Raw genomic sequence first — 17,219 nt, forward strand, 5'->3', positions numbered from 1 at the left:
GCGGCGTGCGCCGCGGGGGAGGGGACGCATGACCGACACCACACGAGACCCCGGCGAAGTGGGGGCGGCCGGTACGTCGACCCAACAGCCACCGGCTGGACAGCGCTGGCGGGTGATCCCAGGTCCAGCTCTTCCACCGACACGCGGCGTGCACCGGTTGGACTTGCGGACCACGATCGCGGTGGATCTGGGGCGGTTGGCTTCGTCGATGTCGCGGCGGCTTGGTCTGGGCAGCGGCGGGATGATCGGCGGCAGACTGGCCCTCAGCCTACAGCCGCGGGTGTTGCAGCGATTGGCGATCGGCCGGCGTGTCGTGATGGTCACCGGTACCAACGGCAAGACGACGACCACGCAACTGGTGGCCGAGGCGCTGCGCTCCCTGGCGCCAGCGGTCAGCAACGGCACCGGTGCGAACATGCTGGACGGACACGTCGCGGCGCTGATGACCCGGCCGGACGCGCCGTTCGCCGCGCTGGAGGTCGACGAGTTGCACCTGGCGCAGGTGACCCGGGAGTTCGAACCCGCGACGATCCTGCTGCTCAACCTCAGCCGGGACCAGCTCGACCGGGTCGGCGAGATCCGCACCGTCGCCGCGAGCCTGCGGCGAGCCCTGGCGCAGGCGCCCGGCACGCACGTGATCGCCAACCGCGACGACCCCAACATCGTGTTCGCGGCGGCCGAACACCCGGCCGTCACGTGGGTGTCCGGTGGGGTGCGCTGGAAGGACGACGCGTTGAACTGCCCGAGCTGCGGCGCGTTCATCGGCGATACCGACCGGGATTGGCGCTGCGCCTGTGGTCTCGCGCGCCCTGACGCGGACTGGACGGTCACCGACACCGCAGCGGTGGCCGCCGACGGAACGCGCGTCGAGCTGAGCTTGTCGCTGCCCGGCCACGTCAACCGGGTCAACGCGACGTTCGCGCTGGCCGCGGCGCTGCAGCTGGGCTGCGAGCAGGAGTCCGCGCTGGCGCGCATTCGCCGGGTCTCGCAGGCCGCCGGGCGCTACGGAACCGTGCGGCTGGCGGGGCGTCCGGTGCGGCTGCTGCTGGCGAAGAACCCGGCGAGTTGGCTGGAAATGCTCGACCTGGTCTCCGGCGACGACCATCCGCTGGTGCTGGTGGTCAACAGCCGGGAGGCCGACGGCTACGACGTCTCGTGGCTGTGGGACGTCGACTTCGAGGTGCTGCGCGGCCGCCCGGTGCGGGTGGCGGGGGACCGGGCGCTGGACCTGGCGGTGCGGCTGCGCTACGCCGGGGTGCCCGGTGCGGTGGCGTCCAGTGTGGACGATGCGCTGACCGGCTCGGCCAGAGGTGTGCCGAACGTGATCGCCAACTACACGGCGTTCCGCGATCTCGTCGCCAGGAGCCGACGGTGACGCGCGACCGGGTCCGCCTCGCCCTGGTGCTGCCCGATCTGCTGGGCACCTACGGCGATCGCGGCAACGTCATCGTGCTGGCGCAGCGGCTGAAGTGGCGCAACATCGACAGCGAAACCGTGACCGTGCTGTCGTCTTCGGACGCGGTGCCGGAATCCTGCGACCTGTACCTGATCGGCGGTGGCGAGGACGTCGCGCAGGTCGCGGCGGTCCGGTTCCTGCACCGCGGTCCCGGACTGCGGCGCGCGGTGGACCGCGGCTGCCCGGTGTTGGGCATCTGCGGTGGGTTCCAGGTGCTCGGGACGAGTTTCGTGACCGGCGACGGAACGCGGCACGCCGGTCTCGGCCTGGTCGATGCGGCCACCGAGCCCGGCAACGGCCGCGCGATCGGCGAAGTGACCACGCGGTCCACTGTGGGCGGTGTCGGGACGCTGACCGGTTTCGAGAACCATCTCGGCCGAACCCGGTTGGGGCGCGATTCGCAGCCGCTGGGTCGGGTGGCGCGTGGCATCGGAAACGGTCACGACGACGCCGAAGGCGCCGTCAACGGGCACGTGATGTGCACCTACCTGCACGGGCCGGTGCTCGCGCGCAACCCGAAGTTGGCGGATCTGCTGCTGGAGTGGGCGATCGGTGAGCCGCTGGAGCCGGTGCCAGATCCACCGGAGTTGCGCGCCCTGCGCGCGGAGCGCACTCGCGTGCACGTCCGCAACCGGAAGTGAGCGTCAGAAGAGAACTCAGCGGCGCCGAGCAATGCGGGCCAACCGGTCCAGTGCCGGTTTGAGCTCCGGGGCGCGAATCAGCGCTAGCGCACCGAAGCTCACCGCCAGCACTACGACCGTGTGTACGACCAGCGAGAGCCACGCATCGGCGACCGGCCCGACCGGTCCGAGAATGCCGCGCAGGCCGACGATCGCCAAGACCGCGCAGCCGCAGCCGAGCAGGCTGGCGGCGAGTGCGCGCAGGATTCCGCCCAGCGTGCGCCAGGTCTGCAGGCGGCCGACGCGGGAGCGCAGCCAGACCTGACCGATGATCGCGCCGACCACGAAGCTCGCCGACATCGCGCCGGTGACCGCGATGACGAGGTCGCGCGGATCCAGCAGCGCGAGCGCGGCGTAGCACAGCACGCTGCGCACCACCACCATGATCACGTTGATCCAGGTCGGCGTGCGGGCGTCCTTCATCGCGTAGAAGGCGCGCAACTGCAACATCGTGATCGCGAACGGAACGACGCCGAGCGCGGCGGCGGCCAGCGACCAACCGAGGCGATCGGCGGCGGCCACATCGCTGGCGCCCAACGAGAAGAAGGCGACCCCGATCGGACCACCGGCGACCACCAGTAGCGCGCTGACCGGCATCAGCAGCACCGCGCTCATCCGGGTGCCCAGGGACACGTCGGCGACGAATTCGCCGGTGTTCCTGGTCGCGGCGGCTCGGCTGATGCGGGGCATCAGCGCGGTCAGCAGCGAAACGCCGAGCACACCGTAGGGGACCTGGGACAACAGCCAGGCGTAGTTGAAGGTCGCCACGCTGCCGGTGGTGCCCTGCCCGGTGACGCGGGTGATCACCACCATGCCCGCCTGGCTGACCAGCGTGTAGAGCACGACCCAGACGGCGAGTCCGCCGAACTCCGAAAGCCTGCGGTCCCAACCCCACCGCCAGCGGAGCCGGAACGCGCTGCGGCGCAGCGAAACAGCCATGATCAACGTTTGCGCGGCGATGCCCAGCGCGGTGCCGATGCCGAGGATCAGCAGCTTCGGCTCGCCCATCCGCACCGGGTCGGCGGAGATCTCGCCGGGCACGAGTGCGTACACCACAACTGTGGCGATGACAACGACGTTGTTGAGTACCGGTGCCCAGGCGGGCGTGCCGAACACACCGCGAACGTTGAGGATCGCCTGCAACAGCGCGGACAGGCCGTAGCAGATGATGCCGGGTAGCAGCAGGTAGGCGAAAGCAGTGGTCAGTGCGGCGTTGGCGCGGGTGTCGGGGCCTAGGTAGAGCTCGGTGAGCAGGGGAGCGGCGGCCACCGCTGCGGTGGTGGCGGCGATCAGCAGCACCCCGCCCATGGTGATCATCCACTGGGCGTACGCCTCGCCTTGCCGGGTGCCGTCCTGCTGCGCCCGCACCAGCAGCGGTACCGCGATGCTGGTGAGCACGCCTCCGAGCAGCAGTTCGTTGACCACGGTCGGCAGCGTGTTGGCGACGGTGTAGGAGTCGTTGACCATGCCCAGCCCGAGGACGGCCACCAGCAGCACTTTCGCCAGCAGACCGCTGACCCGGCTGACCGCGGTGGCCAGCGCCATCGCTGCGCTGGCACGGGCCAGCGAGGTGTCGCGCACGCGCGATTCGGCCTGATCGACCACGTCGTTCCCCAGTTCTCAAAGCCTGCGCCGACCGTGCCACGAAATACCCGCCATCGCCGCGCGAGGCGCAGTCGTGGCAACCTGATCACACCGAAGGGGAACGGAGGCGGCCATGATCGTGATCGGCGGGCTGCTGCTGGTGGCCGGGGTGATCGTGGCGGTCGTGACCGGCGGTGACGTCGCGGGCGGCTGGCTGCTACCGGTCGGACTGATCGCCGCCGGGCTCGGCATGCTCGTCGCTGGTGTCGTCGCGGCGGCGCGCCGCCGCGTCCCGCTGCGGGCGGCGATCCGCGCGCACCGGACGGCGCCGGTGGGCAGTCCGGTGCGGAGAGCGCGCGCGGTCCCGGCGATGATCGTCGCCACCGCGAGGGGGCGCAATCCCGCGTTGCCGCGCTACCAACTCCTGCTCTGGGTGGTAGCGGTGGTCTACCTGATCTCGCCGATCGATTTCATCCCGGAGTTCCTGCCGCTGCTGGGCATCGGCGACGACATCGGCGTCGGAACCTGGCTGCTGACCAGCCTGTACGCCGAAGCGGGCAACTACCTGGCGGTCCGGGACTCCCCGCGCGAGGCGGACGCGGAGTAAACCGTCACGCAGCGGCGGCGGTGGGTTCGACCGCGGTCCGGCGGCGGCCGAAGAGAGCGTGATCGATCGACCAGTTGCCGCCGTTGAAACCCAGCGCCAAGGCGGCGACGCCGATGGCCAGCGGCAGTTCGAAACCCATCGGGGAGAACAACCCGAAGGGCAGGTGCACCAGGAACACCGCGCCCGCCATTTCCGCTGCTACCAAGATGCCGACCAGTGGCAGCAGCAGCCCGATGATCAACATGGCGCCGCCGACGAGCTCTACGAGGGCGGCGTACCAGGCGGCGACCTGCGGTAGCGGGATGCCCATGCCGGTGAAGCTCTGCGTGACCGCGCCCAGGCCGAAGTCGACGATCTTCTGCCAGCCGTGGGCGAACAGGATGACTCCGATGCCGAGTCGGCCGATGAATGCGAAGAAATCGCGAACGACGTTCATGGTTTCCCCCCGTGCCGTGCGCCGACCAGCCGGAAGGGCGAAGTCGGTACCACCAGTGTGGTGGGCGACCGAGCGGTAGTCATCTCGATGCTCCGCGACGGCGAGCAACAGGGTTTCTGCAGATCCGAGTATTGGTATACCAGGATATGATACACCAGGATCCCCATCGATTCCGCGTTGAGCCAACGCAGTCGAACCAGCAACGCCGCTGATCGGGGGCGCGATGAGCCAGCAGTTGTCCAGCGACGATTCCCACCGTCGGGCGGAGCCCGACGTGCCCAAGGGATTCTTCTCCTACCTGCGTTCCTTCGGTCCAGGCATCGTGGTCGCGATGAGCTGGGTCGGCACCGGCGACCTGATCGACAACTCGGTGGCTGGCGGCAACTACGGGTACGCCCTGCTGTGGGTGCTGCCGCTCGCGGTGGTCCTGCGGTTCGTGTTCGTCAACGCGCTCGGCAAGTACGTGCTGTTCAACGTTCGCGATGACCCGAGCCTCATCCGCGGCCTGGCGCGGCTGCACCCGGCGATGGGGTGGCTGCTGCTGATCTCCTTCGTGCTCTACACGCACCTGCTCATGTCGTTCAGCCTCAGTGCGGTCGGCGTGGCGATCAACGGCTTGACCGGCGGTGCGGTGTCGGCGTTCGTCGGGGCGCTGATCGGCGCCGGTTCGGTGTTCCTGGTGACCGCGCGGGGCGTCTACCAGGTGCTGGAGAACGTGCTCAAGGGCGTGCTGGCGATCAAGGTGGTGACCTTCATCGTGGCCATCGTCCTGGTCGGCGTCAGCTGGCGGGCGATGCTCGGCGGTCTGGCGTTCGACTTCCCGGAGCAAAGCGGCCCGTTCGACGCCACGCTCGTGGCGGCGAGCCTGGTGCTGGCCACCATCGGGTCGATGGCCAACTTGTTCTACCCGGAGTTCCTGCGCGAGAAGGGTTGGCTGGCACCGCGTTATCGACGGTTGCAGCAGTACGACCTGCTGTTCGGTTCGATCGTGGTGCTGTTCCTCGGCGGCGTCGTGTGGGTGCTCGGCGCCGAGGTGCTGCACGGTGCGCAAGGCGTGTCGGAAGCCTCCGACATCGCGGACGCCCTCGCCTCGGCCATCGGTCCGGTGGGCGCGTTCATCTTCTACTTTGGATTGCTCGGCGCGGGCTGGACGGTCGTGGCGGGCTCGGTGTTCGCGCTCGGCAAGATGGTCGTCGAATCGCTGCACGTGGTGCGACCGCAGCGGGAGGGCCGTTATCCGGAACGCGGTAAGGACCCGGTCTACATCGCGGTGGTGATCTGGGGGTTGTCTGCCGTGCTGTGGTCGCTGCCCGGCGGACCGGGATTCATCCCGCTCGTGGTGATCGCGCACGTGCTCACCGCGCCGTTCCTGGTGCTGATCGTGATCGGGGTGATCACGCTGCTCAACAGCAGGCATTCGATGGGGCCGCACCGGAATTCCTGGAAGGAGAACATCGCCCTGGGACTGGTCGCGACGCTGGTCTGCATCGCCGCAGTGCAGGGCTTCGTGCAGGCATTCACGACGATGTTCTGAGCGGCCTGTCGCCGTGCTCGTTCCGCGTGGGCGGTACAGGCGATCTCCGATCGCGTGATGGGTGAGGGGCACCCGTGACCAAGTAACTGGGTCACGGGTGCCCCTCACCCGCACCACTGGGTCGTTCGGGTGTGTGGGCCTGGCTTCCGTGACGTGAAAGCAGTCTCGCTTGCCCGTGGTTCCGCGCGGCATCGTGAGAACTGCCGCGGGTGAGCGCGATCACCACGGTTCTGCGGCGCCTGCGAAGTCCTTTCCCGCGTCGCCCGGCCGGTCCGGACGTCGCGAACTGACCCGATCACAGGAACGGGGCCCCAATGAGCATGACCACGCGTGCTGCCATCTGCCGGGAGCCCGGTCGCCCGTGGGAGATCACGGACATCGAGCTGGACGAGCCGAAGGCCAACGAGGTCCGGATCAAGTTCTTCGCGGCCGGGTTGTGCCATTCCGACGACCACATCCAGAAGGGCGACGCGCGCATGCGCTTCCCGGTGGTCGGCGGCCACGAAGGAGCCGGTGTCGTCGATGCGGTGGGCGAAGGCGTGACGCGGGTCGCGGTCGGCGACCACGTGGTTTGTTCGTTCATCCCGGCCTGCGGCTCCTGCCGCTACTGCTCGACGGCGCGGCAGAACCTCTGCGATTCCGGCAAGAACGCGTCGACCGGTGAGTTTCCCGACGGTACGTTCCGGTTCCACCTCGACGGCGAGGACCTCGGTGGTCTCTGCGTGCTCGGGACGTTCTCGCAGTACGCGGTCGTCTCCGAGTTCTCCGTCATCCCGATGCCCGAGGACATCCCGTTCGAGATCGCCGCGCTGGTCAGCTGCGGCGTGCCGACGGGTTGGGGTTCCGCGGTGTACGCGGCGGGGGTCCGGCCCGGCCAGACCGTCGTCATCTACGGCGCTGGTGGGGTGGGCAGCAATGCGGTGCAGGGCGCGCGGTATGCCGGGGCCAAGAACGTGGTGGTGGTCGATCCCGTGGAGTTCAAGCGGGAGATGGCGAAGGTCTTCGGTGCGACGCACGCGTTCGCCGATGCCCAGTCGGCGCACGAGTTCGTCGTGGAGACCACCTGGGGCGAGCTCGCCGACCACGCGATCATCACCGTCGGCGTGCTGCACGACGAGGTCATCGACCACGCCATCAAAGTGGTCGGCAAGAGCGGCCAGGTCACCATCACGGCAGTCGGCAACGGCTCGGTCGTCGCACCGTCGGGAATGCTCATCGGCTACCAGCGCCGCGTGCAGGGCGCGATCTTCGGCGCCTGCAACCCGCTGTTCGACGTTCCCCGGCTGCTGGGGCTGTACCGCTCCGGTGATCTCAAGCTCGACGAGCTGATCACCCGCAAGTACCGGCTCGACGAGGTCAACCAGGGCTACCAGGACATGTTGGACGGCAACAACGTTCGCGGCATGATCATCCACGAGCACTGAGGAGCCAATCCATGACGATCGCCCCTGCCAACCCGCGGGCTGGTTCGCCGCCCGTCGAGAACGCCCATCTCATCGGGGGTGAATGGGTTCCGGCGGCCAGTGGCCAGACCATCGAGGTGATCAACCCGGCTACCGGGCAGGTGCTGGCCAACGTACCTCGTGGCACTGCGGCGGACGTCGACGCCGCGGTGACGGCCGCCCAAGCGGCCTTCCCGGCGTGGCGCGACACCAATGCGACCGCACGCGGCGCGCTGATCGCCGCCTGGGCGCGGCTGATCGAGCAGCACGAGGCCGAGATCGATCAGCTTGAGTCGCAGGAGGTCGGCCGCCCGCACTGGGGTCCGCCGCCGATGGCCCGGATCCTCACGTTCATCGCCGGGCAGGCCGACAAGGTCAGCGGGCTCTCGCTGCCCACGCACAGCCCCGACGTGCTCGGGCTGACGCTGCGCGAGCCCTACGGCGTGGTCGGCAGCGTGATCCCGTGGAACGCGCCCGGACCGATGTTCGTCAACGACGTCGGTGCCGCGATCGCCGCGGGCAACACCATCGTGATCAAGCCGGCCGAAGACGCTCCGCTGACTCCTCTGATGCTGGCCAAGCTCGCGATGGAGGCCGGTATCCCGCCTGGCGTGATCAACGTCGTGACCGGTTACGGCGGGGAGGCGGGCGCGGCCATCCCGGTCCACAAAGGAATTCGCCGGATGAGCTTCACCGGATCACCGGCCACGGGTTCCGAGGTCATGCAGGCGTGCGGCAAGAACCTGGTACCGCTGCACCTGGAACTCGGCGGCAAGTCCCCGCAGGTGGTGTTCCCAGACGCCGACCTCGACGCCGCGATCCCGGCGATGGTCAACAGCATCACGCTCAACACCGGGCAGATCTGCGCCGCGGGTTCGCGGGTGGTCGTCGACCGCTCGGTGCACGCCGAGGTGGTGCACCGCCTCGCCGAGGCCATGGGGCGGGTCAGCGTCGGACCTTGGCACGAGAAGGTGCAGATGGGCCCGCTGATCAACGCCAAGCAGCACGCCAGAGTGCTGGACTACATGCGGGTCGGCGAGGAGGAAGGCGCCGAACTCGTCCTCGGCGGCGGCGTGCCGGACGGTGCGACCTTCGAGCAGGGCTTCTTCGTCGAACCCACCCTGTTCGACCAGGTCGACCCGAAGATGCGGATCGCTCAGGAGGAGATCTTCGGCCCCGTGCTGTCGGTGATCCCGGTCGACGGCGAGGAGGAGGCCCTCGCGGTGGCCAACGGAACCGACTACGGCCTGGTCGCCTCGGTGTGGACCCGCGACGTGGGCGCAGCGGTGCGGATGTCGCGCGGGCTGCAGGCCGGTCAGGTGGCGGTGAACGCGGCGCTGGGATCCGGCGTGATCGGCGGTCCGTTCGGCGGCTACAAGCGCAGTGGGTTCGGTCGGACGATGGGAGCCGATGCGGTGCTGGAATACACGCAGGTGAAGACGGTGTCGCTCCGTGGCACGGCGTGACCGGGACGGGATCCGGATGCGGGTGCTCATGGAGCCCCGGCACGGATCCCGCTACGACGAGATCCTCGCGCTCGCGTTGGCGACCGAGCAGGCGGGCTTCGAAGCGTTCTTCCGCTCCGACCACCTCTTCGGCGTCGACCCCGACGACCTGACCTACCGGCCGACCGACTGCTGGACCACGTTGGGCGGGTTGGCCCGCGACACCCAGCGAGTGCGGCTGGGTTCGCTGGTCACCGCATCGACCTTCCGTTCGCCGGGCCTGCTCGCGGCCATCGTCGCTTCCGTCGACGAGATGAGCGGTGGTCGGGTGGAACTGGGCATCGGGACGGGGTGGTACGGCCGCGAGCACGCCGCGTACGGGTTGCCCTTCCCGACGACCGGCGAGCGGTTCGACCGGTTTGAGGAACAACTGGCGATCATCACCGGGCTCTGGCGCACGACGCCGGGGGAGGAACCGGGTTTTTCCTTCGAAGGCAAGCATTTCCGGGTGGAGGCCAACCGAACTCCGCCGCAGCCCACGCAGTCCCCGCACCCGCCGATCGTCATCGGCGGCACCGGTCCGAAGCGCACTCCGGCCATCGCGGCTCGATACGCCGATGAGTTCAACGGCGCACTGGGCGGTGACCTGCGCGAGCGGTACGCGGTGTTCGCCAGGGCTTGCGAGGCGATCGGCCGCGATCCGGACGAGGCGCGGCGCTCCGCTGTGCTGCCGGTGGCGTGCGGGTCCGATCCTGGCGAAGTGCGGCGCCGGGCATCGATCATCGGCTCCGAGCGGATGCGCGCCGAGGCGGCGATCGGCTCCCCGGAGCTGGTCACCGAACAGGTCATCGGACTCGCCGAAGCCGGGGCCGACACCGTCTACCTGCACATCTACGACATCCACGACCTCGACCACATCGCGCTGATCGGCGCGGAGGTTCTGCCGCACGTGACCAGTGCGGCTCGGGAGGAAACGGGGGCCACCGCATGAGCACCACGACCCGTGCCGCCATCGCACGCGGACCGCACCTCGGCTGGGAGCTGGCGGATTTGCAGCTCGACGAGCCGAAGGCGCACGAGGTACGAGTGAAGTTCGCGGCGTCCGGCCTGTGCCATTCCGACCGCCACATCACCCAGGGCGACGCTCCCGTGCGGTTCCCGATGGTCGGCGGCCACGAGGGAGCCGGAGTGGTGGACGCCGTGGGGCCGGACGTCCGCCGGGTGAAACTCGGCGACCGGATCGTCTGCTCCTACATCCCGGCCTGCGGCGCCTGCCGCCCCTGTTCGACCGGCCACCAGAACATGTGCGTCAAGGGGCTCAACGCGGGCACCGGCATGTTCCTCGACGGCACTTTCCGGTTCCACCTCGACGGCGAGGACCTCGGCGGTTTCTGCTCGCTGGGCACGTTCTCGCAGTACGCCGTGGTGTCGGAATGGGCCTGCGTCCCGCTCGCCGAGGACATCCCGTTCGAGGTCGGCGCGCTGGTGGGGTGCGGCGTGCCGACGGGCTGGGGTTCCGCGGTGCACGCGGCCGGAGTGCGGGCCGGTGACACGGTGGTGATCTACGGCGCTGGCGGGGTGGGCAGCAATGCCGTGCAGGGCGCGCGGTTCGCCGGGGCCAAGAACGTGGTCGTCGTCGATCCCGTCGAGTTCAAGCGCGACATGGCGAAGGTCTTCGGCGCGACGCACACCTTCGCCGATGCCCAGTCGGCGCACGAGTTCGTCGTGGAGACCACTTGGGGCCAGCTCGCCGACCACGCGATCTGCACCCCGGACGTGGTGACCGAGGAGATCGTGAACGCGGCCGTGCAGGTGGTCGGCAAGGGCGGCAAGGTCGTCATCACCGCCGTGAGCAAACTCGGCGAGAACGCGGTGCGCGTCCACGCCGGGCACATGATCAGCTACCAGCGGCAGGTGCGCGGCGCGTTGTTCGGCGACTGCAACCCGCTCTACGACATACCTCGACTGCTGGGACTGTACCGCTCCGGTGATCTCAAGCTCGACGAGCTGATCACCCGCAAGTACCGGCTCGACGAGGTCAACGACGCCTACCAAGACCTGGCCGACGGCAAGAACATCCGCGGCGTCGTCGTGCACGAGCACTGAGCATCCCTCGCATCCCGGAGGAATCCCTTGGTCACACCGAGCTTCGTCGCCGTCGAGGATCAGGACGCCGTCACCGAGCTGCTCCGTGCGCAGCTCGACGGGCTGCCCGCGCGATCCCCGATCTACGCCGACCTCTTCGCTGAGCACGGGGTGACGCCGTCGACGTTCGCGTCGCTCGACGACCTTCCCAAGTTGCCGTTCACCACCAAGCAGATGCTGCGCGATTCCCAGGCAGCGGCCCCGCCGCTGGGTAGGCACGCCGCCGTGGACATGACCGAGGTCATCCGGGTGCACGCCTCCACCGGCACGACCGGGAAACCGAGCTGGGTCGGGGTCACCCGCCGGGACGCCGCGGCCTGGACCGACATGGTCACCCGCGCGTTCCGCACGATGGGCGCGAGCCGCGAGGACGTCGTGCTGCACGCGGCGGGGCTCACGCTGTTCGTCGGCGGCCTGCCGATCCGCGACGCGTTCGAACGGATCGGGGCCACCTTCCTACCGATCGGCACGGGCGCCTCGGAGAAGGCGGTGCTGGCGTTGGAGACACTGGGCGTCACGGCGCTGCACTCGACTCCTTCCTACGCCCGGTACCTGGCGGAGTACTTGCGCGCTCGGGGCCGGGACCCCAAGGAGTTCGGCCTGCGCAAGATCTTCGTGGGTGGCGAGCCCGGTGGCGGGGAACCGGCGTTCCGCCAGCTCGTGGAGCAGGAATGGGGCGCCCCGGTCACCGAAGGGCTGGGCAACGCCGACATGGCGCCGGTGCTGTTCGGCGAAGTCCCCGGCAGTCCGGGGATGCGCTTCACCGGTGGGCGGCACGTCGTGGTCGAGCTGATCGATCCGGAAAGCGGCGAGCCGGTCGCGGCCGAACCGGGCGCCACCGGTGAGCTCGTCTACACCTCGGTCGACCGCGAATGCTGCCCGCTGGTGCGGTTCCGCACCGGCGATCGGGTCGTCGTCAACGGACTCGCGGACGACGGCGCACCGCTCATCCGCTGTTACGGGCGCACCGACGACATGCTCATCGTGCTGGGCGTCAACGTCTTCCCCTCCGCGATCCGGGACGTCATCCAGGCGCTGCATCCGCGCACCACCGGAGCGATGCAGATCCTGCTCGCCGAGGACGGTCCGCGGGTCGAGCCGCCGCTGCGAGTGGAAGCCGAGTGGGGCGAACAACCCGGCGACCGGGACGAACTCGTCCGCGAGCTGGAGGGGCTGATCCGCTCCCGCCTGTCGGTGCGCGCGGCTGTCACGCTCGTGCCGCCCGGCTCCATCGAGCGTTCCGAGGCGAAGACCCGGCTCACCCGGCGCACGAGCTGAAGGAGGTATCCAATGCCCAACGCCATCCTCGACCCGACGGGGCGCGCTGCCGCGCGAACCACCTCGACGAACGCGGCTCGGGCGAGCCGCCGCGTCGACCTCACCAGCGCCCGGATCGGTTTGCTGGAGAACACCAAGCAGAACGCCGCACTGCTGCTGACCGAGCTGGGCAAGCTCCTGGTGGCCGAACACGGCGCCAGCGCAGTGGTGCTCATGCGCACCAAGACCGCGTTCGCCCAGCCCGCACCCGCTGAGCTCATCGCCGAGTACGCACGCGAATGCGACGTGGTGATCACCGGCGTCGGCGACTGCGGGTCGTGCAGCGCCTCGGCCGTGGCCGACGGAATCCTCTTCGAGCAAGCGGGATTGCCCGCCGCGGTCATCTGCAGCGATGCGTTCGTGGCGACCGCGGATGCGATGGCCGAGCTGCGCAACGCGCCGGGTTATGCGTACGTGACCACTGCGCACCCGGTCGCGATCCTGACCGAGCAGCAGGTCCGGGACCGTGCGAAGGACGTGCTGCCGGGTGTCATCGCACTGCTCACGGCGGCGGGCTCGTGACCGCCGAACACGACCCGGACGCCGCGCAGGCCGCCATCGAGTACTGCTACGAGCAGGACTGGTCGGACGGTCTGCCGCTGGTGCCCGCCTCCCAGCCGCTCGTGGACCGGTTCCTCGGCACGGTCGACCTACCGCGTGATGCGGTCATCGGGCGGCTACCGCAGCTGGACCGCCTCGTCACCGTCGAGCTGGCCGCGATCAACGCCGCCATGGCGGGGTGCAAACCGGAGTACTTCCCGGTGGTGCTCGCCGCCTGGGAGGCGCTGATGCGCGAGCGGGCCGCCAGCGGTGGCGGCTGGCAGTCGACGAGCGGACCGGCCCCGCTGATCATCGTCAACGGGCCGGTCCGCGAGAAGCTCGGATTCAACTGGGCGGGTGGCGTTTTCGGACCCGGCTTCCGGGCGAACGCCACTGTCGCCAGGGCGATCGGGCTGATCGTGCGCAACGTCTTCGGCATCCACCCGCACGTGCTGGAGCAGGCCACCCAAGGGCTTCCCGGCCGGTGGTCGATCTGCGTGGCCGAGAACGAGGAGGAGAGCCCGTGGGAACCGCTGGCCGAGGAGGCCGGGCTGCCCGCGGGGACTTCGGCGGTGGCGGCGACCCTGCTGCGCACCTGCGAATTCGTCGACAACCGGCACACGAGCAGCGCCGAGCAGCTGCTCGCCGACTTCGCCGACACCATCTCCCGTGCCGGTGCGTGGATCTTCCGGCACGCCTCGGCGGGCATCGTGTTCTGCCCGGAACACGCGCAGTTGCTCGCCGGTGCCGGATTCGGCCGCGCCGAGGTGCGGGCCTGGCTGGCCGACCACTGTGGACGGACGGTGGACCAACTTGCTTCGGTGGGCAAGGACGGGCTCGGCGACAACGGGGTCCGGCACGCCAGCGGGCAGCGCGACGCCGGGTTCGACCGCCTGCTGCCCGCCGCCGACCCCAAGAACCTGCTCATCGCTGTGTCCGGTGCGCGCAACGCCGGGATCTCGATGGTGGTCCGGCTGTTCGCCGACTGGTCCGGCACCGCCGTCGGGATCGACGACGCCGCCACGCCCAGATCCGTTGCCCAGGAAGGAAGGTAGGACCCGATGAGCGATATGGTCCGAGCCGCGGTCCAGGTCGGCCCCCGGCAGATCGAACTGCGCGAGTTCCCCCGCCCACGCATCGGCGCCGACGACGGCCTGCTGCGGGTCGAGGCCAACGGCATCTGCGGCAGCGACGTGGAGATGTACAAGGGCCACCTGCGCATGGGCCAGTACCCGGTGATCCCCGGACACGAACCGCTGGGCATCATCGAGGAGGTCGGCGAGACCGCCGCGCAGCGGTGGGGCGTGCAGCCCGGCGACCGGGTGGCGCTGGAGGTCATCGTGCCGTGCCGCGTCTGCCACGACTGCCTGATCGGCCGCTACCAGTCCTGCCGCAACCGCACCATCGGCCACGGGGTCACCGGGCTGGGTACGCCGCCGGGCCTGTGGGGCGGGCTGGCGGAATACCTCTACCTCACGCCCAATGCGATCCTGCACAAGGTCGACAACCAGCTGCCCGCTGAACTCGCGGTGATGTTCAACCCGCTCGGCGCCGGGGTGCGCTGGGCAGTCCACCTCGGCGACGTCCAACTCGGCGACACGGTGCTGGTGCTCGGCAGCGGGCAGCGGGGCATCGCTTCGGTGATCGCGGCCCGCGCCGCCGGTGCCGGAACGATCATCATCACCGGTCTTGCCGCCGACGCGCACAAGCTCGCGCTCGCCAGGGAGTTCGGTGCCGACCACACCATCGTCGTCGACGGGGACGAAGCCGTGGACACCGTGGAGCGGGTGCGCGAGATCACCGATGGTGCGATGGCCGACGTCGTCCTCGAACTGACGCCGATGGCCGCCGAGCCCGTTTCGGACGCGCTGCTCGCCGCTCGGCACGGCGGCCGGGTGGTGCTGGCCGGTCTCAAGGGCAACCGCGACGTGCCGGTGCGCACCGACCTCATCATCAACCGGGCGCTGCACGTCATCGGCGCGTTCGGCGTAGACGCCGGTTCCTACGCCGAGGCGATCGAGATCATCGAGTCCGGGCGTTTCCCGCTGGAGAAGCTGCACACGCATTCGTTCGGCCTGGACGACACCGCGCTGGCGATGGAAACCCTCGCCGGTGAGGCAACGGGCGATCCCGCAGTGCACGTCTCGGTTCATCCCCACAGCTGACGGAGGTCCGCGTGCTCGTCGACGCCCACGCCCACCTGTTGCCCTTCGACTACCCGGCCGACGCACCCGAGTGCTTCCCCCGGATGGAGCCGATCGACGGCGACACCGCCCGGACCTTGCTGTTCGGTGCGACGCGATTCCGCGCCCGCGACGTGTTCTTCAACGCCGAACGCCGCATCGAGGCGCAGGACGCGTCGGGTGTGGACGTCGAGGTGCTCACGCCGATGCCGCCGCTGCTGCGCTACGACCTGCCAGCCCGCGACGGGCTGTCCCTGGCCCGGCACGTCAACGAGTTCACCGCCACCCTGTGCGCCGCCCACCCGAGCCGCCTGATCGGCTTCGGCATGGTCCCCATGCAGGATCCGAACGCCGCCGCCAAGGAATTGACCGCGATCCGGGACCAGGGCCTGCGCGGTGTGGAGATCGCGTCGAACGTCGTCGGCGCCTCGATCGGCGACGAGCGCTTCCTGCCGTTGTTCGCCGAGGCGGAGCGGCTGGAGCTGCCGATCTTCGTGCACGCCATGCCAGCGGCCACCGACCGGCTGCCCGCCGCCGCGATGGGTACCTACGTGGTCGGCATCGAGGGCGCGCTCGCGGCCGCGTCGCTGGTCACCGGTGGGACCGCCGCGAAGTGCCCGGAGTTGCGCATCGCGTTCAGCCACGCGGCCGGTGGATACCCGTTGATGTTGCCGCGCGCGCAGTACTTCTGGGGCGGTTCCTGGAACGAGGCACCACCAGTGCCCGAACGCGCGGTCGCACCGGATGACGGTCCGTCACCGCTGGAGTACGCGCGCCGCTTCTACTACGACTCGCTGGTGTTCGACCGGCGCGCCGTGCGGTACCTGATCGACCTGCTCGGCCACGACCGGCTGCTGGTCGGCTCGGACTTCCCGGCCATGCCCCGCGAAGAACCCACTGGAGCCACCCTGCGGTCGATGGACCTGCCCGAGGACGTGCACGCGGACATCACCTGGCACAACGCCTTCCGCTGGCTGGGGATCAACCCCGCGTAACTCCCGGCGTGCTCAGACGCGCGGCGTCGGCCGCTCCGGCGAAACCTGCTGGTGCGGCCGGAGTGCTCGCGTGATCGCTCGCGATGCCTGGGTGAGCAGTGCCGCCAGCTCGCGCGGCCGCGCGGCCGCGGTCTCCACCACGACGCTGATCGCCGCCGTGATCTCGCCGTCGGGGCCCAGCACCGGCACCGCAACCACGAGGTCCGGCAGCGTGATCTGCCCGCGTGCCACCGCGACGCCGGTCTGCCGGACGTGCGCGAGCTTGCGGCGCAACTCAGCTGGATCGACCACGGTCAGCTGGGTGAAACGCTCCAGCGACGACTGCAACACCTGCTCCTGCAGGTCGGGTTCGGCGTGCGCGAGGAGCACGAGTCCGGTGCCGGTGGCGTGCATCGGCCACCGATCGCCGACGCGGCTGCTGACCGGGTTGCGCACCCGCGCGCGCAGCGCCTCGATGTAGACGACCTCCAGGCCGTCGCGCACGCCGAGGTGGACGTTGCCGCGGGTGATCTGGTGCAGGTCTTCGAGGTAGGGGAACGCCGCCTCGCGCAGCTCCAACCCGCGCGGCGCGAGGGCGGACAGTTCGAGCAGTCGCAGCCCGACGGAGTAGCGGCCGTCGGCACCGCGTTCCAACGCCCCCCAGCCCACCAGCTCGCGGACCAACCGGTGGGCGGTCGGCAGCGTCAGCCCGGCCCGGCGGGAGATCTCGCTCAGCGACAGCGTGCGGTGCCGCGGCCCGAACGCGTCGAGCACGGACAGCACCCGACCGGCCGCGGTCTGCCGTGGTGCTTCGGGCGGGTCGGTCGGCGTGGGTCTCCTCATCTCGGGTATCACTGCCATGTCGCACCTCCGGTC

The 17,219-nt window shown here is 69.8% G+C and carries 16 protein-coding genes; 13 read left to right on the top strand and 3 right to left on the bottom strand.

Features of this window, described 5'->3' with window-relative positions:
- Positions 1–28: 28 nt before the first annotated feature.
- Positions 29–1,375 carry a Mur ligase family protein gene (locus tag MOQ72_RS03660; protein ID WP_242180529.1) on the top strand — a complete coding sequence of 449 codons (1,347 nt, stop codon included), beginning with the start codon at positions 29–31 and terminating at the stop codon, positions 1,373–1,375.
- Positions 1,372–2,097, top strand: a complete 726-nt coding sequence (locus MOQ72_RS03665; protein WP_242180530.1) for a type 1 glutamine amidotransferase — start codon at positions 1,372–1,374, stop codon at positions 2,095–2,097. The genes MOQ72_RS03660 and MOQ72_RS03665 overlap by 4 nt, the downstream gene beginning before the upstream one ends.
- A gap of 15 nt (positions 2,098–2,112) precedes the next feature.
- Here MOQ72_RS03665 and murJ read toward each other — a convergent pair whose 3' ends face one another.
- Positions 2,113–3,741, bottom strand: a complete 1,629-nt coding sequence (gene murJ, locus MOQ72_RS03670; protein WP_242180531.1) for a murein biosynthesis integral membrane protein MurJ — start codon at positions 3,739–3,741, stop codon at positions 2,113–2,115.
- Between the two features lie 112 nt (positions 3,742–3,853).
- On the opposite strand from murJ, the gene MOQ72_RS03675 reads away from it, so the two are divergent.
- Positions 3,854–4,327: a YkvA family protein gene (locus MOQ72_RS03675; protein ID WP_242180532.1), complete on the top strand. Its 474-nt coding sequence runs from the start codon at positions 3,854–3,856 to the stop codon at positions 4,325–4,327.
- Between the two features lie 4 nt (positions 4,328–4,331).
- On the opposite strand, the gene MOQ72_RS03680 is transcribed toward MOQ72_RS03675, so the two are convergent.
- Positions 4,332–4,763 carry a DoxX family protein gene (locus MOQ72_RS03680; RefSeq protein WP_242180533.1) on the bottom strand — a complete coding sequence of 144 codons (432 nt, stop codon included), beginning with the start codon at positions 4,761–4,763 and terminating at the stop codon, positions 4,332–4,334.
- 223 nt (positions 4,764–4,986) lie between these two features.
- On the opposite strand from MOQ72_RS03680, the gene MOQ72_RS03685 reads away from it, so the two are divergent.
- From MOQ72_RS03685 to MOQ72_RS03730, 10 genes are all read left to right on the top strand, one after another.
- Complete coding sequence (locus MOQ72_RS03685; RefSeq protein WP_242180534.1) at positions 4,987–6,297, top strand: Nramp family divalent metal transporter; 1,311 nt, start codon at positions 4,987–4,989, stop codon at positions 6,295–6,297.
- 314 nt (positions 6,298–6,611) lie between these two features.
- A complete protein-coding gene (locus MOQ72_RS03690) occupies positions 6,612–7,721 on the top strand; it encodes an NDMA-dependent alcohol dehydrogenase (protein ID WP_242180535.1) in 1,110 nt (369 codons plus the stop codon).
- An 11-nt stretch (positions 7,722–7,732) separates the two neighbouring features.
- Positions 7,733–9,205: an aldehyde dehydrogenase family protein gene (locus MOQ72_RS03695; protein ID WP_242180536.1), complete on the top strand. Its 1,473-nt coding sequence runs from the start codon at positions 7,733–7,735 to the stop codon at positions 9,203–9,205.
- A 16-nt stretch (positions 9,206–9,221) separates the two neighbouring features.
- Positions 9,222–10,175 carry an LLM class F420-dependent oxidoreductase gene (locus MOQ72_RS03700; RefSeq protein WP_277953515.1) on the top strand — a complete coding sequence of 318 codons (954 nt, stop codon included), beginning with the start codon at positions 9,222–9,224 and terminating at the stop codon, positions 10,173–10,175.
- The gene (locus MOQ72_RS03705) at positions 10,172–11,290 is read left to right on the top strand and encodes an NDMA-dependent alcohol dehydrogenase (protein ID WP_242180538.1); all 1,119 of its coding nucleotides are present in this window, start codon (positions 10,172–10,174) and stop codon (positions 11,288–11,290) included. The genes MOQ72_RS03700 and MOQ72_RS03705 overlap by 4 nt, the downstream gene beginning before the upstream one ends.
- A 27-nt stretch (positions 11,291–11,317) precedes the next feature.
- Positions 11,318–12,607, top strand: coding sequence for a phenylacetate--CoA ligase family protein (locus MOQ72_RS03710; RefSeq protein WP_242180539.1), 1,290 nt, complete (start codon positions 11,318–11,320; stop codon positions 12,605–12,607).
- Between the two features lie 12 nt (positions 12,608–12,619).
- A complete protein-coding gene (locus MOQ72_RS03715) occupies positions 12,620–13,168 on the top strand; it encodes a UGSC family (seleno)protein (RefSeq protein ID WP_242180540.1) in 549 nt (182 codons plus the stop codon).
- Positions 13,165–14,241, top strand: a complete 1,077-nt coding sequence (locus MOQ72_RS03720; protein WP_242180541.1) for a hypothetical protein — start codon at positions 13,165–13,167, stop codon at positions 14,239–14,241. The genes MOQ72_RS03715 and MOQ72_RS03720 overlap by 4 nt, the downstream gene beginning before the upstream one ends.
- Positions 14,242–14,247: 6 nt before the next feature.
- On the top strand, positions 14,248–15,351 hold the full coding sequence (locus MOQ72_RS03725; protein WP_242180542.1) for a zinc-dependent alcohol dehydrogenase: 1,104 nt from the start codon (positions 14,248–14,250) through the stop codon (positions 15,349–15,351).
- 11 nt (positions 15,352–15,362) lie between these two features.
- Positions 15,363–16,364 (top strand): amidohydrolase family protein, encoded by a 1,002-nt coding sequence (locus MOQ72_RS03730; protein ID WP_242180543.1) that lies wholly within the window; start codon positions 15,363–15,365, stop codon positions 16,362–16,364.
- Between the two features lie 12 nt (positions 16,365–16,376).
- On the opposite strand, the gene MOQ72_RS03735 is transcribed toward MOQ72_RS03730, so the two are convergent.
- Positions 16,377–17,204: an IclR family transcriptional regulator gene (locus MOQ72_RS03735; protein WP_372495272.1), complete on the bottom strand. Its 828-nt coding sequence runs from the start codon at positions 17,202–17,204 to the stop codon at positions 16,377–16,379.
- Between the last annotated feature and the right edge of the window lie 15 nt (positions 17,205–17,219).

The organism is Saccharopolyspora soli (genome assembly GCF_022678645.1).
Taxonomy (GTDB): Bacteria; Actinomycetota; Actinomycetes; order Mycobacteriales; family Pseudonocardiaceae; genus Saccharopolyspora; species Saccharopolyspora soli.

Coding starts and splice junctions, on each gene's coding strand:
- MOQ72_RS03725 (WP_242180542.1), top strand. CDS start 14,248: ATGAGCGATATGGTCCGAGCCGCGGTCCAGGTCGGCCCCCGGCAGATC.
- MOQ72_RS03700 (WP_277953515.1), top strand. CDS start 9,222: ATGCGGGTGCTCATGGAGCCCCGGCACGGATCCCGCTACGACGAGATC.
- MOQ72_RS03695 (WP_242180536.1), top strand. CDS start 7,733: ATGACGATCGCCCCTGCCAACCCGCGGGCTGGTTCGCCGCCCGTCGAG.
- MOQ72_RS03735 (WP_372495272.1), bottom strand. CDS start 17,204: ATGGCAGTGATACCCGAGATGAGGAGACCCACGCCGACCGACCCGCCC.
- MOQ72_RS03685 (WP_242180534.1), top strand. CDS start 4,987: ATGAGCCAGCAGTTGTCCAGCGACGATTCCCACCGTCGGGCGGAGCCC.
- MOQ72_RS03705 (WP_242180538.1), top strand. CDS start 10,172: ATGAGCACCACGACCCGTGCCGCCATCGCACGCGGACCGCACCTCGGC.
- MOQ72_RS03715 (WP_242180540.1), top strand. CDS start 12,620: ATGCCCAACGCCATCCTCGACCCGACGGGGCGCGCTGCCGCGCGAACC.
- MOQ72_RS03675 (WP_242180532.1), top strand. CDS start 3,854: ATGATCGTGATCGGCGGGCTGCTGCTGGTGGCCGGGGTGATCGTGGCG.
- MOQ72_RS03680 (WP_242180533.1), bottom strand. CDS start 4,763: ATGAACGTCGTTCGCGATTTCTTCGCATTCATCGGCCGACTCGGCATC.
- MOQ72_RS03690 (WP_242180535.1), top strand. CDS start 6,612: ATGAGCATGACCACGCGTGCTGCCATCTGCCGGGAGCCCGGTCGCCCG.
- MOQ72_RS03660 (WP_242180529.1), top strand. CDS start 29: ATGACCGACACCACACGAGACCCCGGCGAAGTGGGGGCGGCCGGTACG.